General features: G+C 70.7%; 24 protein-coding genes. 13 read left to right on the top strand and 11 right to left on the bottom strand.

All coding sequences use genetic code 11. The annotated features are described in order from the left end of the window. Window positions 1-32: 32 nt before the first annotated feature. From infB to rimP, 4 genes are all read right to left on the bottom strand, one after another. Window positions 33-3,254 (bottom strand): translation initiation factor IF-2, encoded by a 3,222-nt coding sequence (infB, locus tag AB0I81_RS63105; protein ID WP_360680293.1) that lies wholly within the window; start codon window positions 3,252-3,254, stop codon window positions 33-35. Between the two features lie 125 nt (window positions 3,255-3,379). After that, entirely contained in the window at window positions 3,380-3,679 is a 300-nt protein-coding gene (locus AB0I81_RS63100) for a YlxR family protein (RefSeq protein WP_360680291.1), read from the bottom strand. Next, on the bottom strand, window positions 3,663-4,667 hold the full coding sequence (gene nusA / locus AB0I81_RS63095; RefSeq protein ID WP_360680289.1) for a transcription termination factor NusA: 1,005 nt from the start codon (window positions 4,665-4,667) through the stop codon (window positions 3,663-3,665). The genes AB0I81_RS63100 and nusA overlap by 17 nt, the downstream gene beginning before the upstream one ends. 12 nt (window positions 4,668-4,679) lie before the next feature. Beyond that, window positions 4,680-5,165: a ribosome maturation factor RimP gene (gene rimP / locus AB0I81_RS63090; RefSeq protein ID WP_360680287.1), complete on the bottom strand. Its 486-nt coding sequence runs from the start codon at window positions 5,163-5,165 to the stop codon at window positions 4,680-4,682. 232 nt (window positions 5,166-5,397) lie between these two features. On the opposite strand from rimP, the gene AB0I81_RS63085 reads away from it, so the two are divergent. Continuing rightward, window positions 5,398-5,880: a hypothetical protein gene (locus AB0I81_RS63085; RefSeq protein ID WP_360680284.1), complete on the top strand. Its 483-nt coding sequence runs from the start codon at window positions 5,398-5,400 to the stop codon at window positions 5,878-5,880. After that, complete coding sequence (locus AB0I81_RS63080) at window positions 5,877-6,359, top strand: ferritin-like domain-containing protein (RefSeq protein ID WP_360680281.1); 483 nt, start codon at window positions 5,877-5,879, stop codon at window positions 6,357-6,359. Before AB0I81_RS63085 ends, AB0I81_RS63080 begins: the two co-directional genes overlap by 4 nt. Here AB0I81_RS63080 and AB0I81_RS63075 read toward each other — a convergent pair. Further along, window positions 6,356-7,423: a DUF5937 family protein gene (locus AB0I81_RS63075; protein ID WP_360680278.1), complete on the bottom strand. Its 1,068-nt coding sequence runs from the start codon at window positions 7,421-7,423 to the stop codon at window positions 6,356-6,358. The two genes, AB0I81_RS63080 and AB0I81_RS63075, sit on opposite strands and share 4 nt — an antisense overlap. Window positions 7,424-7,491: 68 nt before the next feature. Between AB0I81_RS63075 and AB0I81_RS63070 the strand changes: the two genes are divergently transcribed. Genes AB0I81_RS63070 through AB0I81_RS63055 form a run of 4 tightly spaced genes read left to right on the top strand, consistent with a single transcriptional unit; the run spans window position 7,492 to window position 11,282 of the window. After that, window positions 7,492-8,340: a hypothetical protein gene (locus tag AB0I81_RS63070; protein ID WP_360680275.1), complete on the top strand. Its 849-nt coding sequence runs from the start codon at window positions 7,492-7,494 to the stop codon at window positions 8,338-8,340. Continuing rightward, a complete protein-coding gene (locus AB0I81_RS63065; RefSeq protein WP_360680272.1) occupies window positions 8,337-9,323 on the top strand; it encodes a tripartite tricarboxylate transporter substrate binding protein in 987 nt (328 codons plus the stop codon). The genes AB0I81_RS63070 and AB0I81_RS63065 overlap by 4 nt, the downstream gene beginning before the upstream one ends. Then, the gene (locus AB0I81_RS63060) at window positions 9,320-9,781 is read left to right on the top strand and encodes a tripartite tricarboxylate transporter TctB family protein (RefSeq protein WP_360680269.1); all 462 of its coding nucleotides are present in this window, start codon (window positions 9,320-9,322) and stop codon (window positions 9,779-9,781) included. The genes AB0I81_RS63065 and AB0I81_RS63060 overlap by 4 nt, the downstream gene beginning before the upstream one ends. 1 nt (window position 9,782) lies before the next feature. Then, on the top strand, window positions 9,783-11,282 hold the full coding sequence (locus tag AB0I81_RS63055; RefSeq protein ID WP_360680267.1) for a tripartite tricarboxylate transporter permease: 1,500 nt from the start codon (window positions 9,783-9,785) through the stop codon (window positions 11,280-11,282). A gap of 46 nt (window positions 11,283-11,328) precedes the next feature. Here the strand turns inward: AB0I81_RS63055 and AB0I81_RS63050 are convergent, their stop codons facing one another. Both AB0I81_RS63050 and AB0I81_RS63045 read right to left on the bottom strand, forming a co-directional pair. Beyond that, entirely contained in the window at window positions 11,329-13,074 is a 1,746-nt protein-coding gene (locus AB0I81_RS63050; protein ID WP_360680264.1) for a proline--tRNA ligase, read from the bottom strand. A 139-nt stretch (window positions 13,075-13,213) separates the two neighbouring features. Next, on the bottom strand, window positions 13,214-13,885 hold the full coding sequence (locus AB0I81_RS63045) for a hypothetical protein (RefSeq protein WP_360680262.1): 672 nt from the start codon (window positions 13,883-13,885) through the stop codon (window positions 13,214-13,216). A 134-nt stretch (window positions 13,886-14,019) separates the two neighbouring features. On the opposite strand from AB0I81_RS63045, the gene AB0I81_RS63040 reads away from it, so the two are divergent. Next, on the top strand, window positions 14,020-14,961 hold the full coding sequence (locus AB0I81_RS63040; protein WP_360680260.1) for an acyl-CoA dehydrogenase family protein: 942 nt from the start codon (window positions 14,020-14,022) through the stop codon (window positions 14,959-14,961). Here the strand turns inward: AB0I81_RS63040 and AB0I81_RS63035 are convergent. Next, window positions 14,958-15,434: a hypothetical protein gene (locus AB0I81_RS63035; protein ID WP_360680257.1), complete on the bottom strand. Its 477-nt coding sequence runs from the start codon at window positions 15,432-15,434 to the stop codon at window positions 14,958-14,960. The two genes, AB0I81_RS63040 and AB0I81_RS63035, sit on opposite strands and share 4 nt — an antisense overlap. A gap of 100 nt (window positions 15,435-15,534) precedes the next feature. Between AB0I81_RS63035 and AB0I81_RS63030 the strand changes: the two genes are divergently transcribed. The 6 genes from AB0I81_RS63030 to AB0I81_RS63005 are packed head-to-tail and all read left to right on the top strand — an operon-like array spanning window position 15,535 to window position 23,078. After that, a complete protein-coding gene (locus tag AB0I81_RS63030; protein ID WP_360680254.1) occupies window positions 15,535-16,719 on the top strand; it encodes an LLM class flavin-dependent oxidoreductase in 1,185 nt (394 codons plus the stop codon). Then, window positions 16,716-17,798 carry a hypothetical protein gene (locus tag AB0I81_RS63025; RefSeq protein ID WP_360680252.1) on the top strand — a complete coding sequence of 361 codons (1,083 nt, stop codon included), beginning with the start codon at window positions 16,716-16,718 and terminating at the stop codon, window positions 17,796-17,798. The genes AB0I81_RS63030 and AB0I81_RS63025 overlap by 4 nt, the downstream gene beginning before the upstream one ends. A gap of 10 nt (window positions 17,799-17,808) precedes the next feature. Beyond that, entirely contained in the window at window positions 17,809-19,404 is a 1,596-nt protein-coding gene (locus tag AB0I81_RS63020) for an AMP-binding protein (RefSeq protein ID WP_360680249.1), read from the top strand. Window positions 19,405-19,451: 47 nt separating this feature from the next. Then, a complete protein-coding gene (locus AB0I81_RS63015; RefSeq protein WP_360680246.1) occupies window positions 19,452-20,624 on the top strand; it encodes an AMP-binding protein in 1,173 nt (390 codons plus the stop codon). 26 nt (window positions 20,625-20,650) lie between these two features. Further along, a complete protein-coding gene (locus AB0I81_RS63010) occupies window positions 20,651-21,952 on the top strand; it encodes an FAD-dependent oxidoreductase (protein ID WP_360680244.1) in 1,302 nt (433 codons plus the stop codon). Continuing rightward, entirely contained in the window at window positions 21,936-23,078 is a 1,143-nt protein-coding gene (locus AB0I81_RS63005) for an aldolase (protein WP_360680241.1), read from the top strand. Before AB0I81_RS63010 ends, AB0I81_RS63005 begins: the two co-directional genes overlap by 17 nt. Before the next feature lie 69 nt (window positions 23,079-23,147). Here the strand turns inward: AB0I81_RS63005 and AB0I81_RS63000 are convergent, their stop codons facing one another. From AB0I81_RS63000 to AB0I81_RS62990, 3 genes are all read right to left on the bottom strand, one after another. Then, window positions 23,148-23,828, bottom strand: coding sequence for a copper homeostasis protein CutC (locus AB0I81_RS63000; RefSeq protein WP_360680238.1), 681 nt, complete (start codon window positions 23,826-23,828; stop codon window positions 23,148-23,150). Between the two features lie 197 nt (window positions 23,829-24,025). Then, window positions 24,026-24,442, bottom strand: a complete 417-nt coding sequence (locus tag AB0I81_RS62995; RefSeq protein ID WP_360680235.1) for a hypothetical protein — start codon at window positions 24,440-24,442, stop codon at window positions 24,026-24,028. Next, the coding region (locus AB0I81_RS62990) for a polymorphic toxin-type HINT domain-containing protein (RefSeq protein WP_360680233.1) at window positions 24,442-26,805 on the bottom strand (2,364 nt) is incomplete at its 5' end. The genes AB0I81_RS62995 and AB0I81_RS62990, both read right to left, overlap by 1 nt.

The following is a 26,805-nucleotide window of genomic DNA, read 5'->3' as shown; positions in this document are numbered from 1 at the left end:
GGCGGATGTCCCGCCGGGCGCCCGGCCGCGCGTCACACGCGCGGCTTCTCCCGCATCTCGAACGTCTCGATCACGTCGTCGATCCTGATGTCGTTGTAGCCGACACCGATACCGCACTCGAAGCCCTCGCGGACCTCGGTCGCGTCATCCTTGAAGCGACGCAGGGACGAGACGGTCAGGTTGTCCGCGATGACGACGCCGTCGCGGATCACCCTGGCCTTGCTGTTGCGGACGATCAGACCGGAGCGGACCAGCGAACCGGCGACGTTGCCGATCTTCGGCACCTTGAAGACCTCGCGGACTTCGGCGGTGCCCATCTGGACCTCTTCGTACTCGGGCTTGAGCATGCCCTTGAGCGCCGCTTCGATTTCCTCGATCGCCTGGTAGATGACCGAGTAGTAGCGGATGTCGACGCCCTCGCGCTCGGCCAGGTCGCGCGCCCGGGGCTCGGGGCGGACATTGAAGCCGATGATGACCGCGTTGTCGTCGGCGACGGCCAGGTTGACGTCGTACTCGGTGATCGCGCCGACCGCGCGGTGCAGGACACGGAGCCTGACCTCGTCGCCGACATCGATCTTGAGCAGGGCGTCTTCCAGGGCCTCCACCGAACCGGACACGTCACCCTTGATGATGAGCTTGAGCTCGTCGACGCGGCCCTTCTCGAGGTTGCTGAACAGCTCCTCGAGCGTGAGCCTGCGGCTCGACCTCGCCATCTCGGCGCTGCGCTTGCGCGCCGCGCGCTGCTGGGCGATCTGCCGGGCCATCCGGTCGTCGGTGACCACGATGAAGTTGTCACCGGCTCCCGGCACGGCCGTCAGACCCATCACCAGGACCGGACGCGACGGCGTGGCCTCCTCGACCAGCTCGCCGCTGTCGTCGAGCATCGCGCGGACGCGGCCGAAAGCCTCGCCACACACGATCGAGTCGCCGACGCGCAGCGTGCCGCGCTGGACCAGGACGGTCGCGACGGGGCCGCGGCCCTTGTCGAGGTGCGCCTCGATCGCGATGCCCTGGGCGTCCATCGTCGGGTTGGCCCGCAGGTCGAGCTCGGCGTCCGCGGTCAGCAGGATGGCCTCGAGGAGCTGGTCGATGCCCGTGCCGTTCTTCGCCGAGATGTCGACGAACAGCGTCGAGCCGCCGTACTCCTCCGCCACCAGGCCGTACTCGGTGAGCTGGGCGCGCACCTTGTTGGGGTCTGCGCCCTCCTTGTCGACCTTGTTGACCGCGACCACGACCGGGACCTCGGCCGCCTGGGCGTGGTTGAGAGCCTCGATCGTCTGCGGCTTCACACCGTCGTCGGCCGCGACCACCAGCACCGCGATGTCGGTGGACTTGGCGCCTCGGGCACGCATGGCGGTGAACGCCTCGTGACCCGGGGTGTCGATGAAGGTGACCTTGCGGTCCTGGCCCTCGTGCTCGGCGGAGACCTGGTAGGCACCGATGTGCTGGGTGATGCCACCGGCCTCGCGCGCCACCACGTTGGTCTTGCGGATGGCGTCGAGCAGCTTGGTCTTACCGTGGTCGACGTGACCCATGACGGTCACGACCGGCGGACGCGCGGCCAGGTCGGCCTCGTCGCCCTCGTCCTCGCCGAACTCGATGTCGAAGGCCTCGAGAAGCTCGCGGTCCTCCTCCTCCGGGCTGACGACCTGGATGTTGTAGTCCAGTTCCTGGCCGAGCAGCTGCAGCGTCTCCTCGTTGACCGACTGCGTCGCGGTCACCATCTCGCCGAGGTGCAGCATGATCTGCACGAGCGAGGCGGGGTTCGCGCCGATGCGGTCGGCGAAGTCGGACAGCGAGGCGCCGCGCGGCAGGCGGATCGTCGCGCCGTTGCCGCGAGCGACCTGCACGCCGCCGATCGCCGGCGCCGACATGTTGTCGAACTCCTGGCGCCTCTGACGCTTGGACTTGCGGCCACGCGCGGGACGGCCACCGGGACGCCCGAAGGCTCCCGCGGTGCCACCGCCACGGCCACGGCCGCCGCCACCGGGACGGCCGCCGAAGCCACCGCCGCCGCCGGGACCACCGGTGCCGGTGCGCTGACCGGTGCCGCCGCCACCCGGACGACCGGCGAAACCGCCGCCGCCACCCGGACGACCGCCGCCACCGCCGGGACGGCCACCGCCGCCACCACCGGGACGACCGCCACCGCCACCGCCGCCTGGACGGCCGCCACCGCCGCCGCCACCACCGGGACCGGAGGGACGGCCCTGCGGCATCATCATCGGGTTGGGACGCGGGCCGCCCGGACGGGGACCGCCCGCACCGCCACCGCCGCCGGGACCCGGACGCGGACCGCCGGAGGGCGGGCCGGGACGCGGGCCGCCCGAGGGCCTGTCGCCCCCGCCACGGCTCTGCGGCGGACGCGGCATCGCGCCGTCGCGCGGCGGACCGTCACGACGCTCACGCTGGCCGGGGCCGCCACCGCCCTCGCGGTTGCCGCCGGGACGCGGCGGACGGGACTGGCCCATGCCGCTGGCGTTGGACGAGAACGGGTTGTTGCCGGGACGCGGGCCACGGGGACCCGGCTTCGGGCCGGGACCGGGGCGGGGGCCGCCACGGTCGGAGCCGCCCGGACGCGGCGCCTGCGTGGCGCCGCCCTCGCGGTTGCCGCCGCCGCCCTGGGGGCCGGGACGGGGGCCGGGCTTGGGACCCGGACGGGCGCCGCCGGGACCGGGACGCGGCCCGGGCGCGGGGCGCGCGGGCGTACCGCTCTCGGGACGGGCGGGCGCGCCGGTCTCGGGGCGAGCGGGCGCGGCGCTCTCGAAACGTGCCTGCGGGGCACCGGAGGTCTCACCGCGAGCGGCCTCGGGCTGCTGCGGCTGCTGGTGCGGCATCGGCACCGGCGGGCGCGGCTGGCCGCCACCCGTGGCACCCTGACCGCCACTCGCGGGGCTCTGGCCACCACTCGCGGGAGCCTGGCCGCCGCCTGCGGGGCCGGGACGCGGACCGGGCCTGGGGCCCGGACGCGGCGGCCCGGGGACCGGCGCCTGACCGGCGCCATTACCGGCCTGGCTGTCCGCCGGCCGGGGCGCAGCCCTTGGCGGCTGCGGCTTGTTGGACGGCTGACCGCCGCCCCTGGAGGAGCCTCCCCTGGAGACTCCGAGCGCTTCGGTGAGCCTGCGGACCACCGGCGCTTCGATGGTCGAGGACGCCGAACGGACGAACTCTCCCATCTCTTGGAGCTTGGCCATGACGACCTTGCTCTCTACGCCGAACTCCTTAGCGAGCTCGTATACCCGGACCTTCGCCACTGCACTCCCTTACTCGGCCCGGGAGGCTGGCTATGCCGTCCGGACCGTCGCTACCTTGACGTCTTCATCGCCGCGTGCTCATCAGGCGCTCATAGCAATCTGACTCCGCCCATCAACTCGGCGTCCTACATGACATTTCTTGGTTCTCCCTCCAAGTGCGCCCGCACGGGCGTTACGTCAAGCGGTCCCGGCACGCGGAACGCGCGCGGAAACGCTCGGCGCCGCTCGGCAAGCTCCAGACATTTCACGGCCGGATGCAGTGACGCACCCCGGCCAGGAAGTTGTCCTCGCAGGTCAGGGACCACTTGGCCCTCAACCCTCACCAGGCGGAGCAGCTCGGACTTAGCCTCGCGAGCCCTGCAGCCCACACAGGTGCGCTGAGGGACCGCTTGGCCACCATATTCCAGCTTACCGTGTTGACGCATCTACGGAACCGGCGGCGTCCTCGGCTTGGGTGTCCGGCCGGATGTCGATCCGCCAGCCCGTGAGCCGCGCGGCCAGCCGGGCGTTCTGCCCCTCTTTCCCGATGGCGAGAGAGAGCTGGTAGTCGGGCACGGTGACCCGGGCGACGCGACCTTCGAGGTCGAGTACCTCAACATGCGAAACGCGCGCGGGAGACAGGGCATTCCCCACGAATTCGCCGGGATCCTCCGACCAGTCGATGATGTCGATCTTCTCGCCGTGCAACTCGGTCATCACGTTGCGCACGCGTGAGCCCATCGGCCCGATGCACGAGCCCTTGGCGTTGACGCCAGGCTTGCGTGACCTCACGGCGATCTTCGTACGGTGACCCGCCTCGCGCGCCACCGCCGCGATCTCCACGGTCCCGTCGGCGATCTCCGGCACCTCCAGCGCGAACAGCTTCTTGACCAGCCCGGGGTGCGTGCGCGACAGGGTGACGGAGGGGCCCTTGTGACCCTTCTTCACCTGCACCACGTAGGCGCGGATGCGCTCGCCGTGCACGTATTCCTCGCCGGGCACCTGCTCGGCGTGCGGCAGCACGGCCTCGATCTTGCCCAGGTCGACCAGCACCACGCGCGGGTCCTTGCCCTGCTGGATGACGCCGGAGACCAGCTCGCCCTCGCGGCTGGCGAACTCGCCAAAGTTGATCTCGTCCTCGGCGTCGCGCAACTGCTGCAGGATGACCTGCTTGGCGGTGGTCGCGGCGATCCTGCTGAAGTTGCTGGGAGTGTCGTCGAACTCCCTGACGACCTCGCCCTCCTCGTCGAGCTCGGCCGCCCAGATCGTGACGTGGCCGCTGGCGCGGTCGAGTTCGGCGCGTGCCTTGGAGGCCACGCCGTCGGTGCGGAAGTACGCGATCAGCAACGCGTCTTCGATCGCCTTGACGACCAGGTCGAAGGAGATGTCCTTCTCCCGCTCCAGGCTGCGCAGGACGCTCATGTCGATGTCCACGACGGCTCCCCCTTAGCCTTCGTCGCCGTCGACGTCGTCGATCCGGCGGAATTCCACCTGCACCCGTCCGCGGGTCAGGGTCTCGTAGTCCAGCCTGCGTGCCGCGCCCGCGACGTCGAGTTCGACGCCGCTGTCGTCGGCGCCCACGATGCGGCCCTCCAGCACGGTGCCGTCCGTCAGCTCCGCCTTCACCAGCCGCTTGGCCGCACGTCGCCAGTGGCGCGGCTCGACCAGCGGGCGATCCACGCCCGGTGAGGAGACCTCCAGCGTGTACGCGGCCTGACCCATGGCGTCGTCGCCGTCCAGCGCCGTGGAGACGGCCTGGCTGACGTCGGCCACGTCGTCGAGGCTCACGCCGCCGTCACGATCGACGATCACACGCAACAGCCGTCTCTTGCCGGCCTTGGTGACCGTGATGTCCTCCAGGTCGAGGCCCTCCGCGCTGACCACGGGCTCCAGGAGCTTCATCAGGTGGTCGCGGGGTGATGCGCTGCCCATATCGACCTCCCCTATTGTCATGTTCCAGCCGGGCGGACCTCGCCCGCGGCTCTCCGCCGTCTGACCGCTCAGCCAGCGACGACAGTTGACACCCTATCCGTATGAGGGCACGGAGAGAGCGCCACTCGTCACGGTCGAATGGCGGAGCGTCGCCGGACGGCGTTCCCGGGCGCTGGCCGTACGATGCTACCTAGGCCCTCACAAGGTCACTGACAACTGGAGGTTCGAGTCCGTGCGCGCGCGTCAGCTCTCCCGGCGAGCCTTGCTGGCGAGTGGGGCGGCCGCTCTGACCGCCTGCAGCGCCTCAGGCCCGGTCCAGCCGCCGTCCGCGCCCGCCTCCGACTCGCCGGAGACCGTCCTGCTGAAGGGTCTCATCGCGGAGAAGGAACGTACGATCGCGCTCTATTCGACCCTGATCTCGGGCAGCGGTGAGAAGGCGGCGGCCAGGCTCGTGCCGTTCAGGGACCGCCACCAGAGCCATCTGAACGAGTTGCGCAAACACGTGACTCTCACCCCACCGGCCTCCCCTGCCACTCCTGTGGCCTCGCCGTCTACCGCCAAGGTGTCGCTGGCGCGGTTGCGGCGGCTGGAGAGCAAGGCCGCGGCCGAGCGGCCCCGCCAGCTCGCCGCCGTCTCCCCCGGCCTCGCCCAGCTCATCGCCAGCATCGGCGCCTGCGAGGCCGCCCACGTCCTGGCCCTGCCGAGGTCGTTGTGAACGGCCGGGCGGCGGGCGACGCCGGGGACATCGAGAAGTTGCGCAAGGCGCTGGCCGCCGAGCACGCCGTGTTGTTCGCGTACGGGCTGCTGGGGGCGCGCACGTCGGGAGGGCTGCGCGCGAAGATGAGCGCCGCCTTCGACGCGCACCGCGCCAGGCGTGACAGGCTGCGCACGCACATCACGGCGCGGGGCGGCAAGCCCGCCGAGTCCGACCCCTCCTACGCCCTGCCGTTCTTCCCCTCCAACGCCACCCTGGCCGTCAACCTCGCGGTGCGCCTGGAGACCGGGGTGGTGGCCGCCTACCTGGAACTGGCCGCCGCGCGGGACCCCGAGTTGCGCGCCTACGCCGCGCTGGCCATGCAGGAGGCGGTCGGCCGCTCCTACTCCTTCCGCCCCGACCAGCCGGTGGCCTTCCCCGGCATGCCCGCCCCTGCGACTCCGCCCGCCTCGCCGTCCCCGGGTCAGATGAGCAACTAGCGGTACAGGACGGACAGGAGGTCGGGGCCGAGGCGTTCGACGGCCTCGGCGTCGAGCTGGTAGTAGACGACCGAGCCGCGCCGGTGCGTGTGCACGAGCTGGGCCTCCCTGAGCCTGCGCAGGTGCCTGGAGACCTGGGGCGCGCTCATGCCGAGCTGGGTGGCCAGCTCGGCGGTGGCGACGGGGTTGCGCAGGATCGCGTAGCACAGACGCAGCCGGGTGGGGTCCTGGAGGGCGGCGAGCCGGCGCCTGGCGGTCTCCAGCGTGGGCGTGCCCGCCCCGTCGGCGCTGTACTGGATGACGACCGGATAGCCGGGATAGTGCTTGATCACGAAGTGCGGGCGGCCGTGCACGGTCGGGACGAGCAGGCAGGGCCGGCCGTCGTGCACGCGGGTGGTGGCGTTGTAGAGCTTGTCGAAGACGATCCGCAGCCGCCCGCCCGGCGGGCTCGCCACGGCGGCGGTCGGGAAGTCGCCCAGGGTCATGGCGCCCTTCCTGCGCAGGTCGCGCTCGCGCAGTGCCCCGTCGCGGTCGAGGGTGCGGCGCAGCACGGGCCATTCGGCGTCGAAGACGGCCGCGGCGAAGGCGGCCAGGAAGTCGAGCAGTTCGGCGCGTACGCCCTCGGGATCGGCACGCAGCCGGGCGCCGATCTCCATGCGGCTGGAGGAGATCAGCCGCAGCCGGTGCAGCACCTCGTCGCTGAGGTGCGGCGCGAGTTCGGTCTCGTTCTTGCCGATCAGCGCCTGCACGGTCATGGCCACGAAGTCGCCGATGGGCAGCCCGGCCACCTCGTGCAGTTCCTCCTCCAGCGTACGGCGGGGCGATGCGGACAGCGGCAGCAGGTAGCGGGCGCGGAAGGCCCCGTAGAGCGGCGCCCAGACGGCGGCCGTGGCCAGCAGCGCGGTGTCCAGCTCCGCGTGCGCCCTGGCCACCCAGCCCGCGCTGGCGGGGTGGTGGCCGGGTTCGTCGAAGGCGTGCAGGCAGGCACATAGCTCGGCCATGGGCGACTGCCGTACGGCGATGGATTCGGTGCCGGGTGAGTCGAGCAGGAGCGTGACGGCCACCCTGCAGATTACCGCGTTGGCGTCAATCTCCTTGTGGACGTACTCGCGTTTGCGCAGGCTGTCGCCTCATGGCTGAGGCACTGCACGTGGTCAAGCACCCGACCGGCTTCTATTCGGCGGGCGCGACGACCATTTTCGCGTCGAGATATGACCAGAGGTTCTCGTACTGCCTGTACGTGCCGTCCGCCCACGACCCGGACGGCGACCCCCTCCCCCTGGCCGTCCTGCAGCACGGGACGGGGCGGCGCGGACCGCAGTATCGCGACAATTTCGCCGGCTGGGCGGAGGAGCACGGCTGCCTGGTGCTGGCCCCGCTCTTCCCCGCCGGCATCGGGGACGACCCCGAGGACCTGCACAACTTCAAGTTCCTGCGCTACGGCGACATCCGCTTCGACCTGGCCCTGCTGGCCATGGTCGAGGAGGTGGGCGAGCGGTTCAACGTACGGACGGAGCGGTTCCTGCTGCACGGGTTCTCCGGCGGCGGCCAGTTCGTGCACCGGTTCGCCTACCTGCACCCCGACCGGCTCACCGGATTGTCAATTGGTGCACCAGGGCGGATAACGTACATCGATCCGAGCAGTCCGTGGTGGATCGGGCTGAAGGGTTTCGAGGAGGAGTTCGGCCGCGCTCCGCGGGTGGAGGAGTTGCGGGACGTACCCGTGCAGATGGTCGTGGGCAGCGCCGACGTGGAGACCTGGGAGATCAACAACCAGGGCGGCTCCAACTGGATGGACGGCGCCGACGCCCACGGCACCACGCGGGTGGAGCGGCTCATGGCGCTGCGCGACAACTTCGAGGCGCACGGCATCAGCGTGCGGTTCGACGTCGTGGAGGGCGTGGGCCACGACCCGATGCGGGTGCTGGAACCGGTCAAGGACTTCTTCGCAGCGAATCTCACCCCCCGGGAGTCTCAATGAAGATCAAACTGTTGGCCGCCGCGGCGGTGGCCGTCTCGCTCACCGGTTGTGCCGTGGGCGAGAGCACCGACGCGGGCGGCGACTACCCGAGCAAGGCCCTGTCGATCATGGCGCCGGGCAGCCCCGGCGGCGGCTGGGACACCCGCGCGCGGGGCCTGTCCAGCGCGTTGTCGGAGTGCAAGGTGGCCGACGTGGACGCCACGGTCACGAACGTGCCGGGCGCGGGCGGGACGATCGGGCTGGCGCAGTTCGCCAAGAAGCAGGGCGACCCCTACCAGCTCATGGTGATGGACAGCGTGACCATGCTGGGCGGCATCGTGAACAACAAGTCGCCGGTCGACCTGTCCTCGCTGACGCCCGTGGCCGGGCTGAGCCGGGGTCCGAGCGCGATCGTGGTGGCCAAGAAGTCGCCGTACAAGGACCTGAAGGCGCTGCTGGACGACATGGAGGCCAAGCCGCACAGCGTGAAGTGGACGGGCGGCTCGCTCGGCGCGCCCGGTCACATGACGGTGGCGGGGCTGGCCAAGGCCAGGGGCGTCGCGGCCAAGGAGGTCAACTTCGTGCCCACGGCGGGCGGCGGCGAGTCCCTGAACCTGCTGCTCAGCGGTGCCGCCACGGTCGGCCTCGACACCGTGGCCGAGCTCCGGCCGCAGATCGAGGCGGGCGAGTTGCGGCCGCTGGCGGTGGACTCGGAGGAGCGTACCCCCGGCATCGACGCGCCCACCATGAAGGAGCTGGGCCTGGGCGGCGAGGCGGTCTCCACCCTGGCCGGCGTGCTGGCCCCGGCGGGCCTGTCCAAGGAGCAGCAGCAGGACGTGATCGGGCTGCTGGACAAGGTGCGCCAGTCCTCGTGCTGGAAGAAGGTGCTGGAGCGCAACAGCTGGACCGAGGACTGGAAGCCGGGCGACGAGTTCGGCAAGGTGCTGGCCGAGCAGCGCACGCAGGTCACCACCATCCTGGGCGAGCTGGGGATCGGCAAGTGACGCAGCGGATCGTCTCGCTCGGCTTCCTGGCCACGGCCGTGGTCGTGCTGGCGCAGGCGTTCGCGATCCCGCAGGGCAGCGGTTACCAGGCGGTGGCACCGCGCGGGTTCCCGCTGCTGGTGGGCGTCGGGCTGGCCGTGGTGGCGGTGATCGGGGTCGTGCAGGCGTTCCGTGCGCCCGTGGTGAAGGCCGCGGACGGGGACGAGGAGGAGACGACGCACTGGCCGTCGGTGCTGATGTTGCTCGCGGCGCTGGCGGTGTACGCGCTGCTGCTCTCCCCCATCGGCTACTGGCAGGCCACGACCCTGTTCTTCGTGGCCGTGGCCAGGGTGCTGGGCAGCCGGCGACTGGTGCGCGACCTGCTCGTCGGCCTGGTGCTGGCGCTGGCCACGTACTTCCTGTTCGACCGGCTGCTCGGCATCACACTGCCGCCGGGCCTGATCAGATTGGCGTTCTGAGATGGACGTGCTGGGCAACCTGCTGGACGGGTTCGGCCACGCGCTGAGCCTGTCCAACCTGCTGCTGGGCATGCTCGGTGTCACCGTCGGCACGCTGGTCGGCGTGCTGCCGGGGCTCGGTCCTGCCACCACGATCGCGCTGCTGCTGCCGCTGACGTTCGTGTTCGACCCGGTCGGGGCGTTCGTGATGTTCGCCGGGATCTACTACGGCGGCATGTACGGCGGCTCGACGACCGCGATCCTGCTCAACATCCCCGGCGAGACCGCCTCGATCCCGACGACGCTGGAGGGCTATCCGATGGCCCGCCGGGGCCGGGCGGGGGCGGCGCTGGCGACGGCGGCCATCGGCTCGTTCGTGGCCGGCACGATCTCCACGGTGGCCATCACGTTCCTGGCCCCCGGCATGTCGAACATCGCCAAGCTGATTCAGCCCGCCGAGTACTTCTCGATCATGGTGCTCGCGTTCGTGACGGTGACCTCGCTGATGGGCGACTCGATCGTACGGGGGCTGTCCAGCCTGTTCCTCGGCCTGACGATCGGGATGGTCGGCATCGACCAGATGACCGGCCAGCCGCGCTTCACCTTCGGCGTGCCCGAACTGTACGAGGGGCTGTCGGTGGTGGCGGTCGCGGTCGGGTTGTTCGCGGTGGCGGAGGCGATCTCCACGGCGGCCTCCAAGAACCGGGCGCCCACTCCCGCGCCCACTCTTGAGGGCAAGATCGGGATGACGCGGGAGGACTTCCGGCGGTCGTGGAAGCCGTGGTTGCGCGGCACCCTGTTCGGGCTGCCGATCGGGTCGCTGCCCGCGGGCGGGGCCGAGTTGCCGACGTTCCTCAGCTACAACGTGGAGAAGCGGCTCTCGAAGCACAAGGAGGAGTTCGGGAAGGGGGCCATCGAGGGCGTGGCGGGGCCGGAGGCGGCCAACAACGCGGCGTTCTCCGGAGTGCTGGTGCCGCTGCTGACCCTGGGCATCCCCACGTCGGCTACGGCGAGCATGTTGCTGATCGCGTTCCAGATCTACAACGTGCAGCCGGGGCCGCAGCTGTTCGACCAGCAGCCGGTGCTGGTGTGGACGCTGATCGCCAGCCTCTACATCGGCAACGTGATGCTGCTGGTGCTGAACCTGCCGCTGATCCGGGTGTGGGTGAAGCTGCTGAGCGTGCCCGCCGCGCTGCTGACCGCGGCGATCCTGACGTTCGCCACGCTCGGCGTCTACTCGATCTCGCAGAGCGTGTTCGAGGTGCTCATCGCCTACGGGTTCGGGCTGCTGGGGTGGGTGCTGCACCGGGCACGGTATCCCGTCGCGCCGTTGATCCTGGGCGCGGTGCTGGGGCCGTTGATGGAGGTGCAGTTCCGGCGGGCGCTGGCCTTCAGCGAAGGTGACCCGTCGGTGTTCGTGACGCGGCCGGTCTCCCTGGCCATCCTGGTCATCGCGGCGGCGTGCCTGGTGGGGCCGGTGGTCGTGCGCAGGCGTACGAAGACGGCATTGCCCGTCGCATGAACCTGTGTGGAGCCCTCCCCCGCTCGGGAGGGCTCCACAGGCGTGCTCAGGCGTTGACGGCGGCCATGACGCGGTCGGCGGCCTCGGTCAGCGGGATCTCCGACTTCTCGCCGGAGACCCGGTCGCGCAGCTCCACCACGCCCTGCGACAGCCCGCGCCCGACCACCACGATCGTCGGCAGGCCGAGCAGCTCGGCGTCCTTGAACTTCACCCCGGGCGAGACCTGCGCCCGGTCGTCCACCAGGACCCGCAGCCCGCGTGACTCCAGCTCCGCCCCGAGCTGCAGGGCGGCCTCCACCTGGTTCTCCTTGCCGGTGCCGACGATGTGCACGTCGGCGGGCGCGACCTCGCGCGGCCACACCAGCCCGAGCGAGTCGTGCGCCTGCTCGGCGATGACCGCCACCGCGCGGGAGACGCCGATGCCGTAGGAGCCCATGGTGATGCGGATGGGCTTGCCGTCGGGGCCGAGCGCGTCGAGGCCGGCGGCGTCGGCGTACTTGCGGCCGAGCTGGAAGATGTGGCCGATCTCGATGCCCCGGTCGATGGACAGCCCGGTGCCACAGCGGGGGCAGGCGTCGCCGGCGCGCACCTCGGCGGCCTCGATCGTGCCGTCGGGGGTGAAGTCGCGGCCCGCGACCACGTTGGCGGCGTGCTTGCCGGGCTCGTTGGCGCCGGTCACCCAGGAGGTGCCGGTGACGACGCGGGGGTCCACGAGGTAGCGGATGCCGAGCTCGCGCAGGACCTGCGGGCCGATGTAGCCGCGTACGAGGCCGGGGTGTTTGGCGAAGTCGGCGGCCTCGAAGATGGCGGGCTCGCCCGGCTCCAGCGACGCCTCCAGGCGCTTGAAGTCGACCTCACGGTCGCCGGGCACGCCGATGACCAGCGTCTCGACCTTGTCCGAGCCGGGCGTGGTGACCTTGACGACGACGTTCTTGAGCGTGTCGGCGGCGGTGACGGACAGGCCGTGGTGCTCGTTGACGTACGACACCAGCGTCTCGATGGTCGGGGTGTCGGGGGTGTCCATGACGCGCAGCGCGGGGGCGTCGTCGATGGAGCGGACGGGCGGCGCGGGCGTCACGACGGCCTCGGCGTTGGCCGCGTAGCCGCACCCGTGGCAGGCCACGAACGTGTCCTCGCCGGTGGGCGTGGGCGCCAGGAACTCCTCCGACGCCGACCCGCCCATCGCGCCCGACGTCGCGAAGACGATCTTGTACTTGATGCCGAGCCGGTCGAACGTCTTGATGTAGGCCTCGCGGTGCTGCTCGTAAGAGCGCTTGAGGCCGTCGTCGTCGAGGTCGAAGGAGTAGGAGTCCTTCATCAGGAACTCGCGGCCGCGCAGGATGCCCGCCCTGGGCCTGGCCTCGTCGCGGTACTTGGTCTGGATTTGGTAGAGGGTGACCGGATAGTCCTTGTAGGAGGAGTATTCGCCCTTGACCATCTCGGCGAAGAGCTCCTCGTGTGTGGGGCCGAGGACGTAGTCGGCGCCCTTGCGGTCCTGGAGCCGGAACAGCGTGTCGCCGTACTCGGTCCAGCGGCCGGTGGCCTCGTAGTACTCGCGGGGCAGCAGGGCGGGGAAGAGCACTTCCTGGCCGCCCATGCGGTTCATCTCCTCGCGGACGACCTTGGCGACGTTCTCCATGACCATCTTGCCGAGGGGGAGCCAGGAGTAGATGCCGGGCGCCACGCGGCGGACGTAGCCGGCGCGGACGAGGAGCTTGTGGCTCGGCACTTCCGCGTCTGCCGGGTCGTCCCGCAGGGTGCGAAGAAACAACGACGACATGCGCAGCAACACGGCTACTCCTTGCTCGAACCTGGATCTGAAGACCTACAGGCTATCGAGTCGTGGGAGCGCGGCGCGCGGACTTTATCACGGGGAGATCAGTGGGGGCGGCCAACGGGATACGGCCGGCCAAGTCGGGCGACCGGGCGGTTCAGACGGCCAGTGGGATCCAGCCGGCCACGAACGCGCCCAGGACCACCGTGAACAGGCCCGCGAACACCGCCGACAGCGCCAGCGCGCGCACCCGTCCGCGCGTGTTCCTGCGCAGCAGGAGCACCAGCGCCACGGACGCCAGCCCGACCCCCACCGCCGGCCCTGGCCAGAACGCGTGCTCGCTGTCGATGAAGCCGGGCGTCGAACGGTCCACCACGTCGGCGATCAGCGCCGCGCCGATCGCGCCCGCCGCCAGGTCGCCCCAGCCGTCCCGCCTGCGCGTGACGTAGGCGAGCAGGCCCAGGCCGACGAGCAGGACGAGCGTCCAGTTGAGGCCGGCGGCGCTGCCGCCGATGATGTCGAGCGCGTCGTGACCGCGCAGCGCGCCCGCGCCCATGGCGGCCACCAGGGTCGAGACCGCCGCCAGGAACGTGGTCAGCAACGCCCACGAGAACCCGGACGCGCTCGCGCCGACGGCCAGCGACAGGGCGAGATAGGCGTAGGGGTCGTAGATCTGGCCGATCCATCCGGGACCGTCTCCGGAAATGAGCATGCCCAGCAGACCGACGGCGAGTCCCCCAAGGAAAGCCGCCAGCAAATGGCGTTCGATGGCACGCTGACGACGGTCGTACTCGGCGAAGTCGGCGTAGTCGATGGTGGTGTTGTTCATGTTCATTCCCCTGGTCAACCCCTCCCCCGGATTCGGCGGGGGATGACCACATCCAGATTATGTGACCATACAGAAAAGGCAAATTTCGGTCATCCGCTTACCAAAACAAGCAATCGCTTGGTTAATATCGGTGAATGACACTCGCCGACGAACTCCGCGCCGTCGTCCGCGACTACCTCGCCGCCCGTCCCGGCGCGCCGTGGCGGGCGTTCGCCCGGGACGTGGGGATCGCCGGGCTGCTGGTGCCCGAGGAACACGGCGGCGCGGGTTGCGGCCCGGCCGAAATGGCGGCGGTGGCGGAGGAGCTGGGACGGGCGCTGTCACCCCACCCGTTCCTGCAGTCGGCCGTCATGGCCGTCATGGCGGCGCGCGAGGCGGGAGACGCCGGTCTGCCCGCGGCGCTGGCAGAAGGGGCGGTGACCGCGACCGTGGTGTTGCCGGGCGACGGTGAACTGCGGCTCGACGGGGAACTGCTCACGGGCGTGGTGCCGTACGCGCTGGACGGGGAACTGGTGCTCGCCTACGTCGGCGGGGTGCTGGTGCAGGCCGTGCCGGCGCGGCGGGAGCGGTACGCGACGATGGACGAGAGCCGGCCGCTGCAACGGCTGACCTTCCACGACACCCCGGCACGGCGGCTGGGCGACGGCTCGTCGTGGGCCCGCGTACGCGACCTCGGGATCGCCGCGCTGGCCGCCGAGCAGGTGGGCGGGGCGCAGCGGTGCCTGGAGATGGCGGTCGAGCACGCCGGGCGGCGCCATCAGTTCGGGCGGCCGATCGGGTCGTTCCAGGCGATCAAGCACAAGCTGGCCGACCTGTTCCTGCTGGTGGAGTCGGCCAGGTCGGCGGCGGGGGCGGCGGCGGAGGACGAGGTGTCGGCCGCGGTGGCGGGGTCGTACTGCACGGAGGCGTATCTGGCGGCGGCGGGCGAGAACATCCAGATCCACGGCGGGATCGGGATCACCTGGGAGCATCCCGCGCATCGTTACTTCAAGCGGGCCACCTCGGACGCTCAGCTTTTCGGCCCGCCGCAATCCCACCGTGCCCGGCTCGCCGCCCACGTCTTCGGAACGGGCTAACCGCCGAGCAGTTCCTCCCAGGGGTGGCGGGTGTTGGTGCGGCGGGTGGTGTCGAGGGCCTCGGCCAGCCGCCAGAAGCCGGGAAGCACCCGCACGCTGGCCCGTCCCACCGGGTCGATCGCGCGCAGTTCGAACCGCACGCCCATCACGTCGAGCACCGCGGAGCCGTCGCTGCCGGGGCCGGCCTGGGTGACGAGGGCGCCGTCGTAGTCGGGGTCGCGGACCTGCTCGGCCAGCAGAGTGGCCACCTCCGACGCGTACGGGCCGTCGCGCCACTCGATGTGCCAGCTGTGGTCGGCGCCGCGCCACCACGTCAGGTCGCGGCACGACTCGATGAAGTCGGCCTCGCTCGCCAGCGCGGCCATCACCCTGCCGAACGCTTCGTACCTGCGGGCGCTGGTGAGCGAGACGTCGTCGCCTTGGTCGGGGAACGCACCGCTCTTCGGCCGCCGCAACGCGTGCTTTCGCTTCACGAGCAACCACTCTGATCGCCGCCGCGCCCTTCCCGCAAGTCTTTGCCGCTGATACGCTCTACCAAGCGAGCGCTTGGTTTCCTACTTCGCCGGAGGCGCGATGACGTCGTCCCTACGGGTCAGCCTGGGATATGAGCTTGAGGTCCGCGGGCGCACCCGCGAGGTCGAGCAGCAGGCGTTCCAGAACGTGATCGACCAGGTCGTGCTGGGCGATCGGCTGGGCTGCGAGGCCGCCTGGTTCGTGGAACACCACTTCACCAGGGGCTTCTCCCACTGCTCCGCCCCCGACCTGATCCTGGCCGCCATCTCGCAGCGCACCGAGCGCATCCGTCTGGGACTCGGCGTGGTGCTGCTGCCCTTCCAGTCCCCGATCCGCACGGCCGAGCGCGTCGCCACGCTGGACGTGCTCAGCGGCGGGCGCGTGGAGTTCGGCACGGGGCGGGGCGCCTCGCCGCTGGAGTACCAGGCGTTCCAGCGGCCCTTCGAGAAGTCGCGGCAGATCTGGGAGGACTCGCTGGAGGCGACGCTGGCCATCTGGCAGGCCGACGGCGAGCCGGTGAGCCGCTCGAACGAGTTCTTCGAGATCCCGGACGTGGCCGTCTACCCCCGCCCCGCCCAGCGGCCCCACCCGCCGGTCTGGGTGGCCTCCACCTCGCTGGACGGCTACCTGGCCGCCGCGAGGCACGGCTACAACCTGCTCGGCATGACCATGCTCAAAGGCATCGACGACGTGGCCGCCGACATCGCGAAATATCGGGAATGTCTGGCGGAGCACGGCTTCGACCCGGCCGAGCGGCGCGTCGCGCTCATGATCCCCTGGTACGTGGCCCCCACCCGCGACGAGGCGACCGCGATCGCCGCCGACCCCGTCCTGTGGTACATCCGGCGCCAGGTCAACCTGGTCACCCCGCCCGACTACTACGACGCCCGCCACGCCACCCACCGCGTGCTCGGGCAACTCGCGGCCGGGCTGCCGCCGGAGGAGTCCATGGCCACGCTTCGCGAGCACCTGATGGTGGTGGTGGACGACGTGGAGGGCTCCCGCAAGGCGCTGGCCAGGATCGCCGAGGCCGGGGCGACCGACCTGATCATCCAGGCGCAGGTGGGCGGGCTGGCGCACGAGCAGGTGTGCGACTCGATGACGTTGTTCATGACCGAGGTGGCGTTCAAGACGGAGGTGGCGTCCAGGAGCGAGGGGGCATCGAGGACCGAAGGGGCGTTCATGGACGAGGTGGCGGGCGGCGCGGACCAGAGCCCGAGGCCCGCGCGCGAGGTGACGCGGTGACGGCCGCGACGGACCGTGCGCTGCGCTGGCTGACCCGGGACGACCTCGGGGCAGGGGCCGGGTCCGCCGCCGGGTTGCTGCTCGTCTCCCCCGACGCCGCCAGCGTCTACCCGCTGTCCCAGGACGACCGTGCGGCCGCCGCCGGGCTGACCCGGGCGGCGCTGCGCGAGGCCGGAGTCGGTGAGCGGGACCGCGTCGTGGTGGCCCTGGCGGAACCGGCCGGGGCGCTGTGGGCCGCCGCGTCGGCGGACGTGGCCGGGGCCGCCGCCTGTGTGGGACCGCGCGGCCGGATGCGCCTGCACCACGCGCTGTCCACGCTGAAGGCCACCACGCTGGTCGCCACCCCGACGGGCGCGATGGACTTCCTGTCCCGCCTGCATCTGGAGTTCCTGCTGGACCCGCTGGACCTGGGGCTCAGGAACATCGTGCTGACCGGCGAGATCGCGTCCAAGAACACGCTCGGGCACCTGGCCGCCGAGTTCGGCGCCCGGGTGACGGAGGTGCTGGCCAGCCCGTTCAGCGGCGGCGCGCTGGCGTGGCGGGCGGCGGAGGAGTCCCCGCTCTTGCCGCTCGCGGACGGCGTGCTGGGGCTGGCGGCGCTGACCGAGGACAGGACGGCCGCTTCCGGCGACGGGCTCGCCGAGTTCGTCGTCATGCCGCACGCGCACTCGACGCTCGGCGACGCCGTGTTGCGTACCGGGCTGGTGTCCGGGGTCTCCGGTGCGGGATTCGCCGCGCCCGCGCACACGGTGGGCGAGCACGTGCTGGTCAGGGGCGTGTGGCTGGCGTTGCCGCGGGTGGACAAGGCGCTGGCCAGGATCGACGGCGTGACGGGCTGGGAACTGGCGATCAGCCGCCAGGGGACGCTGGACACGGCCGTGCTGACGGTGACGTTCGGCAGGCCGAGCCTGGTGGGCAACCCCATGTGGAAGGGGCGGATCGAGCAGGCCGTACGGGCGCTGACGCCCGTGTCGGTACGGGTCGAGGTCGCGCAGCAGGTCAGCGAGAGCGCCACCCCCGGCACCGTGAACGACCTGCGCGGCCACCACCTCGGAAGGGACAGAGCACTCATCGCCTAAGGGGCTGCCGATGGGATCGATGCCGGACTGGGGAACGCTTCCCCGCATGCTGCGTGACCAGGCCGAACGCCATCCCGACACCGTCGTGGTCGCCGATCCCGCCGGCCCGCGCCTGACGCTGGCCGGGCTGCGCGCCGAGGCGGCCGGGATCGCCCGCGGGCTCATCGCCCTCGGCGTGGCTCCCGGTGACCGGGTGGCGTTGTGGGGGGTGAACTCGCCGTACTGGGTGGCGCACGCGTTCGGGATCTGGGACGCGGGGGCGGTGCTCGTGCCGCTGTCGTCGCGGTTCAAGGGCATCGAGGCCGCGCAGCTCATCGCGAAGACCGGCGCGAAGGTGCTCATCACCGGCGCGGGAGCGACGGAGACGCCGCTGGCGTCCCTGTTACCCGAGCGGGCCGGCCCGCGACACATCATCACGCCGGAGGGCCCCGGGGCGGCGGCGCTCGGCGCGCGGCCGCCCGGGCTGGCGGCGCTCGTCACGCCGGAGGGTCCCGGGCCGGCGGCGCTCGGGGCGCGGACGTCCGAGCGGGAGGTCGAAGAGCGGGCGCTCGCCGTCCGGCCCGATGACCTGTGCGAGATCATGTCCACCTCGGGCACCACCGGCGCGCCCAAGGGCGTCATGCTCGACCACTCCCAGGTGCTGCGCGGCTACTGGGACTGGTCGGAGATCGTCACGCTGGACGAGCACGACCGCTATCCGGTGATCGCGCCGTTCAGCCACGGGTTCGGGCTGAACGCCGGGCTCGTCGCGTGCGTGTTGCGCCGGGCGGTGATGTTGCCGATCCCGCTCTTCACGCCAGACGCCATGATGGCGCTCATCTCCGCCGAGCGCGCCACGGTGCTGGCCGGGCCGCCCACGCTGTTCCACCGGCTGCTGGAGGAGCTGGAGCGGGCCCCCTGGGACGTGTCGTCGTTGCGGGTGGCCATCTGCGGGGCCGCCGCCGTACCGGCCGCGCTGATCACGCGGCTGGTCGAGCGGGTCGGCCTGGAACGCATGATCAACGCGTACGGGCTGATGGAGGGCACGGTCGTCTCCATGACCAGGGCCGGCGACCCCATCGAGGTGATCGCCGCCACCACCGGCAGGCCGGTGCCCGGCATCGAGGTCAAGGTCGTGGACGACGACGGAAAGGAGGTCGCGCCCGGCGAGCGCGGCGAGATCATGCAGCGCGGCTACGGCGTGATGCGCGGCTACTGGGAGGAGCCGGACAGGACGGCGGAGGTGATCGACGCGGACGGCTGGCTGCGCACCGGCGACGTCGGCGTGCTGGACGAGGCGGGCAACCTGGCCATCGTGGACCGCAAGAAGGACCTGTACATCGTGCACGGGTTCAACGTCTCGCCCGCCGAGGTCGAGTCGCTCCTGCTGCGGGAGGGCTCGCTGGCGCAGGTCGCGGTCGTGGGCGTGCCGGATCCCGCATCGGGCGAGGCGGGGGTGGCGTACGCGGTGCCGAGGCCCGGTCTGAGACCCGACCCCGAGGCCCTGATCGCGTGGGCGCGCGGGAACATGTCCAACTACAAGGTGCCCAAGCGGATCGTCGTGCTGGACGCCCTGCCGACCAACGCCAACGGCAAGGTGGACAAGCTCGCGTTGCGCCGCCGTTAGCGCACACCGGGTAGCGTGGCAGTACGCCCCTTTGCCCGGGAGCTGCCATGTTGCGCATGCTGACCGGTGAGGCCGCACGAAGGTTCGGGGGGCGCGCGGCCGTGGTCGCCGGCTCCGTCCGGCTGTCCTTCGCCGACCTCGACCTGCTCTCCGACCAGGTGGCCGCCGGGCTGGCCCATCGCGGCACGCGCATCGGCGACCTCGTGGTGCTGGCACTGCCCGACGGGCCCGAGTTCGTGATCTGTTACGTGGCCGCCGCCAAGATCGGCGCGGTGACGGCGGGCATCGGGACCCGGCGGCCGGAACTGCTGGCCGGGCTGGATCCCGCCCTGGTCATCACGGCTCCGGGCGTGCTGCCACGGACGGCGGGGCTGGACGTGGTGCGGCTGCCCCTCGCCCGTGGCGGGCGCGGGCCCGGCGGCTACGACCCCGTCCCGCTGACCGGGCTGCGCAGGGCCGAGCCGCCACCGCCGCCGTTCCCGCCTGACCCGTCGCGGCCCGTCGTGGTCACGTTCACCGCCGGCCGTACGGGACCGCCCAAGGGGGTGTTGTTCGGCGACCGCCAGTTGGAGGCGATCCGCGCCCACGGGGCGGGCCTCAGGTGGGGTACGGGGGACGCCAGGCTGGTGCCGCACCCGCTGGGACGGCTGGGGTTCGCCACCCGGCTGCCGGTGTTCCTGCAGACCGGGCGGACCTGCCACGTCGTGCCCGAGTGGAGCCCGGAGGCCGCACTGCAAGTGATCCGCGAGCACGGGATCGGGGTGCTGCAGGGCAGCCCGGACCAGCTCTCGCGCATCCTGGACGCCGATGAGGACCTGCCCGGCCTGACGCTCATCCTGTCCAGCGGCGCCCCCGCCGCGCCGGAGCTGATCCGGGCGTTGCGCGCCAGGTACGGCGTGCCGGTCTGCAACCGCTACATCTGCACGGAGGCCGGGCTGGGCCTCGGCACACGGCCGGACGACCCGCCCGAGGACGCCGAGATCAGTGTGGGCAGGCCGCGCGGCGGCGTGACCGTCTCGATCAGGGACGCGGCCGGCCGCGCGCCGGCTCCCGAGGAGCCCGGCGAGGTGTTTCTCCGCTCGGACGCGGTGATGAGCGGCTACGTTGGCAATAGCCCCGATCACGCGGCATTCGCCAGGGACGGGTTCGTCCGGACCGGCGACCGGGGATATATCGATCACACTGGCCGGCTGCATCTGGTGGGACGCGCCTTCGTGTAACACCGTCGCCGGCAAAGGGAGGCAGCGTGGCGTTGCACGTGGCGGTCATCGGGTCGGGCCCTGCCGGGATCTATACGGCCGAGGCGCTGGTCAAGCAGTCGGCCGAGCCGGTCGAAGTGGATGTCCTCGAACGCCTGCCGACCCCGTACGGGCTGGTCAGATACGGGGTGGCGCCCGACCACACCTCGATCAAGTCCATCGCCAACTACCTGCGCAAGGTGCTGGAGCTGCCCCAGGTGCGCTTCCTCGGCGGCGTCACGCTCGGCTCGCACCTGTCGGTGGCGGACCTGCTGGGCGTCTACGACGCGGTGGTCTACTGCACGGGCGCGATGGTCGACAGGAGGCTCGGCATCCCCGGCGAGGACCTGCCGGGCAGCGTGGCGGCGACCGACTTCGTCAACTGGTACTGCGGGCATCCCGACGTCGATCCGGACCGGTTCACGCTCGACAGCCCTGAAGTCGCGGTGATCGGGGTCGGCAACGTGGCGGTGGACGTCGTACGCGTCCTGGCCAAGACCGCCGAGGAGCTGCGGGCCACGGACGTGCCGCACGAGGTGCTCCAGCGGCTGGGCGACAGCCAGGTCAAGGCCATCCACATGGTGGGGCGGCGCGGCCCCGAGCACGCCAAGTTCACCCTCAAGGAGCTGCGCGAGCTGGGTGAGCTGGCCAACGCCGACGTGTGCGTGCGCCCCGAGGAGGCCATCGTCCTGGGCGGCGACTTCCCGCGTCAGATCCAGGGCAACATCAAGGTGCTGCAGGGCTGGGCCGACCGCGAGCCCGTCGGCCGGCCGCGCCGCCTCGACGTGCGGTTCTGGTTGCGGCCGGTGGAGATCCTCGGCGACGAGCGGGTCGAGGGGCTCAGGCTGGAGCGCACCCGCCTGTCGGAGGAGGGGCGCGTGGTCGGGACGGGCGAGTTCGAGACGCTGCCGGTCGGCATGGTGCTGCGCTCGGTCGGATACCAGAGCGTGCCGCTGCCCGGGGTGCCGTTCTCCGAGCGGTCCATGACCGTGCCGAACGAGGCCGGGCGGGTACGCGATCGCGAGTACGTCGCGGGCTGGCTCAAACGCGGCCCGACCGGGGTGATCGGCACCAACAAGTCCGACGCGGCGGAGACCGTCCGCACGCTGCTGTCCGACCTCGAAGGCGGGGAGCGGGTGGTCTCGGGAGGGATCGACGCGCTGCTGTCCGCGCGTGGGGTGCGGCCGGTGACGTACGAGGACTGGCTGGCCATCGAGACCGCCGAGGCCGAGCTCGCCCAGTCGCTGGGCCGGGGCGAACGGGTCAAGCTCGTGGGCTTGGAGGCCATGCTCCGTGCCTACCGTCCCTGAGGGGTTCGCGGCGGCGTACCGGCTGCAGCAGGCCCGCTACCCCGCCACCGAACCCGCCTGGCAGCCCGTCCACACCGTCTACGTCCCCGCCGACCACTTCTCCGCCCGCACGGTCGCCGAGTGGGGCGATGAGGCCCTGTCGTTGCTCAAGTCACACCTGAACGGCCCCGACGACCTGGCCGACGTGTTCGGTACGCCTTCCCCGCTCGCCACCACCGTGCACGAGATGTTGCTGCGCAAGCTGTCCACCGAGCCCATCGAGGACCTGCGCATCGACTTCGAGGACGGGTACGGCGTGCGCCCGGACCCCGTCGAGGACGGACACGTGGCGCGGGCCGCCGACGCGGTCGCCGAGCTGCACGCGACCGGGACGCTGCCACGACGGTGGGGCCCACGGGTGAAGTCGTTCGCCGACGGCGACCCGGAGCGGTCGGTGCGCACGCTGCACGGGTTCGTCACCGGGGTACTCGCGCGGACCGGCGAGCTGCCCACCGGCTTCACGGTGACCTTCCCCAAGGTGCTGATGGCGGACTATCTCGGGCAGTGGGCCGAGGTGCTGGAGCGCCTGGAGGCGGAGATCGGGGCGCCGCTGCGGTTCGAGATGCAGGTGGAGGCACCCCAGACGCTGCCGTTCCTGCGCGCCGACCTGAACGAGTCACTCGGCGGGCGGCTGGCGGCGGCGCATTTCGGCGTCTTCGACTACACGGCCGCGATCGGGCTGCCGCCGCACGAGCAGCGGCTGGACCATCCGGCCTGCGACCACGCGCGGCACGTGATGCAGACGGCGTTCGCGGGGACGGGAGTCGAGCTGTCCGACGGGTCGCTGGCCGCCTCACCCGCCTCCGGCCGGGCGCGGGACGTGCACGCGTTGTGGCGGCGGCACGCCGAGCTGGTCCGTCACTCGCTGCGGCACGGCTTCCACCAGGGCTGGGACATGCACCCGTCGCACCTGGTGAGCCGCTTCGCCACCGTTTACGCCTTCCACCTGGCGACCTACGACGCCTATCGGGAACGCGTACGGGCCTGGGAGGAGCGCCGCTCGGCCGGGGGCGGCGTCATGGACGAGCCCGCCACCATCCGCACGCTGACCACCGCCCTCCGCCGCGCCGACCAGGCACTTCCCTAGCCGCGCTCGGCACCGGCTCTTCAGTCGCGCTCGGCGCCGGCCGCCGCCCTGGCACTGCCCTGACGGTGGTCAGTCGCGCTCGACCAGGGCCCGCCACTGGCGTACCAGACGCCATTCGACCGGATCCGACCAGCTCGCCCGTACTGCGGAGCCCACGTGGAAGGCGCGAATGCCATAGTCCAGCAGCACCGGCACGTGCGCCGGCCGCAACCCACCACCGGCCAGCACGATCGACCCGTCACCGTTGTCGGCGCGCGCCTTGAGCACCGGCAGGCCGTCGTGCACCCCGGTGGGCGCGCCCGAGGTGAGCACGGTGGCCAGGTTGGGCAGCAGCCGCACGGCCCGCCAGGCCGCCTGAACATCGGCGGCGTGATCGACGGCGCGGTGGAACGTCCACGGCAGCGGGGAGACGGCGTGGATGAGCGCCTCCGTGGCCGTCAGATCGACCGCCCCCGCGCCGTCCAGGAACCCGAACACGAACCCCGCCGCGCCGGCCTGTTTGAGCTCCTTGGCGTCGCGGCTGAGCCGGTCGAGCACGTCGGTGTCGGCGGTGAAGTTCGCATCGCAGCGGAGCATCACCATCTGCGGCAGGGGGCACTCGGCGGCGATCGCGGCAACCGTCTCCGGAGAGGGGGTGAGCCCGTCGGCCGCCATGTCGGCGACGACCTCCAGCCGATCGGCTCCGCCCTGTTCGGCGGCCACGGCGTCGCGCACGTTGAGCGCGATCACCTCGAGCAGGGATCCGGTCATGGAGGAGAGGTTATATGGTGCTCTACGGCGTTTGTGCCCGGATTTGCACTGTTACCTGCGTCGTAACACAGCGCTCACCCGACCACCCAGGAACACCTGCTCCGCCCGGGGCCTTGGTGGCGGCCCCAGCACGTACGGCCACACCGAGGGGCACCCGGCCCGAATCCTGGGCGAGGCGCCGGTCGGGGGCCAGGGCGTCAGTCGCTGCGGGCGGCAATCCGAAACCAGCCCGCCCTCACTTCCCGCAATTCACCCTCACCTACAAGCCATCGGCAAGCTGTCGAAATCTCCCCCCGAGGCACCCCATCGCCTTCTGACACACTTTCCAAATACATGGAAACGCGCCATGAATCGAATATTTCACTCCCGTCGTCGTCGACGTCAACATCGACTTCAGCCCCTCCGGGATCCACCATGAGGCAACCGAACCCATGGACTGAATATCGTGTGCCGTCCAAAAGCGTTTCATTACGCAAAATGACGCCCCGCTGCGCCATATAGACGATATCTCGCACACTCTCGGCCTGCTCGACCTGGGAAATCACCCGGGCACGCACCGAGTGCAGCGCGACCACAAATGATCGCACCGCACTCACGGAAGGTCCGTCAGACATTAGCGGATTCTATCAGCACCGCAGTCATACCATGATTCCATGACATCATCCATGTCCTTGTATCCCTTGTGCGGAAGATCCACATTCTTGTACGGCACCTCAATTCCAGCACGCTTGGCCGCAGCCGTGCGATGATGCCCGTCTACAATCAACCGCCTTCCGTCGTTCTCTACCACGGAAATCGGCTCACCTTGCCAACCGTCGGCGCTCATGCTTTCTGCAAGAGCCTTCACACGCTTGGAGGAAGAATTTCCTCCGATCGGATGCGTGCGCTCAAGATCGAAAGGAGATGACCAACCATCGGGATTGTCATTATGGACGAGTACCGCTCGGTCGCCGACTTCCACATGGTAGGTGTGGAGGTCTTCGACCGTCAGGTTGTGGACTCTCTGAGTGGCCGTCCGGTGTTGGATCGCGCTGATCTGCACGTAGGTTCCGGCTGAGGTCTGTAGCCACATGCCGGGCCGCAGGTCGCCGGCGTCCACCCAGGCCTGTCGTTTCGGAACCCAGAAGGGGTGTTCGTCGGTCGCGGTGAGGACGTCGCTTTGTTTGCCGTCCACGGTGACCGTGATGTCGACGAGGTTCTTGTGGCCCTCGCTGGTGATCAGGGTGGTGACCGACCTGGCGCCGGTCTGGCCGGTGGACGGGTCTGTGGCCAGGACCTCCTCGCCTGCTTCGATCTGCTCGATCGGCTTGCGGGAGCCGTCCGCCATGAGGACCAGGGTGCCGGGGACGAAGCTGTTGGGCAGTGCGCAGGTCGTGCCCGCACCGGGCGCGTCGACCGGGACCTCGGGGATGGTGGTGTCGATGATGTCGGTGACGACCTCGTCGGCGATGTCCTCGGCGGCGTTCTCGCCGATCTCCTCGGCCACGTCCTTGGCGCAGGAGATCAGGCTGCGGCACAGCAGGTCACCGTCGTAGCCGAAGTTCGTGTCGACGTCGAAGCTGCCGTAGTCGGAGCCGACGTCCTCGAGGACCATCTCGGTGGCCTCTTGCGCGGTCTCGTTCTTCTTCTGGGTGGCCGGCTTCTTGGCGGTGGCCTTCTTCGTCGTGGACTTCTTGGTCGTCGACTTCTTTGTGGTGGCCTTCTTGGTCGTCGGCTTCTTCGTCGTCGGTTTCTTGGTCGTCGGCTTCTTGACCGTGGGCTTCTTGGTCGCGGGCTTCTTGACCACCGGCCTGGCCGGCTTCTTGACGGTGGCCCTGGCCTTGGGCTTCTTCGTCGTCGTTTTCTTCTTGGCCGTCGTTTTCTTCTTGGCCGTCGACTTCTTGGTGGTCTTCTTGGTGGCCTTCTTCACCGCTTGCTTGGTGGCCTTCTTGGCCACCTGTTTGGTGGCCTGCTTGGCCACCTGCTTCACGGTCTGCTTGGCCACCTGCTTGACGGCCGTGCGGGCCACCGCCTTGACCGCCACCTGGGCCACCACCCGGACCGCCATGAACAGCAGCGGCACGCAGAACGGGCAGTTGCCGGACGGGTCGGTGTAGGCGAGGGGGTTGCCGCCGGCGTAGGTGTAGCGGTTGAGGTTGATGGAGGGGTACGGGTCGATGCTGATGTCGTCGCGGGAGGCGAAGCCGCCGGTGCCCGGGATGTACCAGCGGGCGGCCATGTTGACCTTGCCGGTGGCCGGGTCGGTGTATTCGCCCTGGTAGCCGAGCCGTCGCTTGGTGCCGCCGCTGGCGATGACCTCGCCGAACGGGTTGTAGGCGGTGGAGTCCACGATCGCGTCGCCGGAGAAGGTGGCCACCACGTCGTCGTGCTGGTCGTTGAGGATGCCGAGCTTGACGCCGCCCTCGTCCAGGCCGACCAGGTTGCCGTCGGGGTCGCGGCCGAAGCGGGCCTTGACCGTGCCCGCCGGGTCGGTGACCGCGGCCATGTCGTTCTCAAGGCCGGTGTAGACGAAGCGTTCCTCGGTCCCGGCCTGGGTGCGGGAGGCGATCCGGCCCAGGTTGTCGTAGGTGTAGGTGGCGTCGCCGTCGGAGACCAGGTTGTCGAAGGCGTCGAACGTGAGCCGCTTGGTCACCCCGCCCGTGGTCTCGGTGGCCAGGGTGCCGCGCGGGGTGTAGGTGTAGTCGGTGCCGCCGCCGGACAGCAGCCGGTTGCGCTGGTCGAAGACGAAGCTGGTGGCGCCGGCCTTGACCCGGTTGCCGGCGTCGTCCCACTCGTAGTCGACCTTGGTGCCGTCCGGGGCCGTCCAGGAGGTCATCCGGTCGGAGCGGTCGTAGGTGTAGGCGTTGGTGCCCGCGCCGGCCGTGCCGGCGGTCACCTTGGAAGTCAGGTTGTCGTTCTTGTCCCAGTCGTAGGTGATCTTGGAGAGCTGGCCGCCGGCCGCGTTCCGCAGGGTGTGGCTGGTGATGCGGTCCAGCGG

The sequence above is a fragment of the Nonomuraea sp. NPDC050404 genome, from assembly GCF_040655495.1.
Classification (GTDB): Bacteria; Actinomycetota; Actinomycetes; order Streptosporangiales; family Streptosporangiaceae; genus Nonomuraea.
The sequence above is the reverse complement of the archived record's forward strand: the minus strand, read 5'-3'. Positions and strand labels throughout refer to the sequence as shown.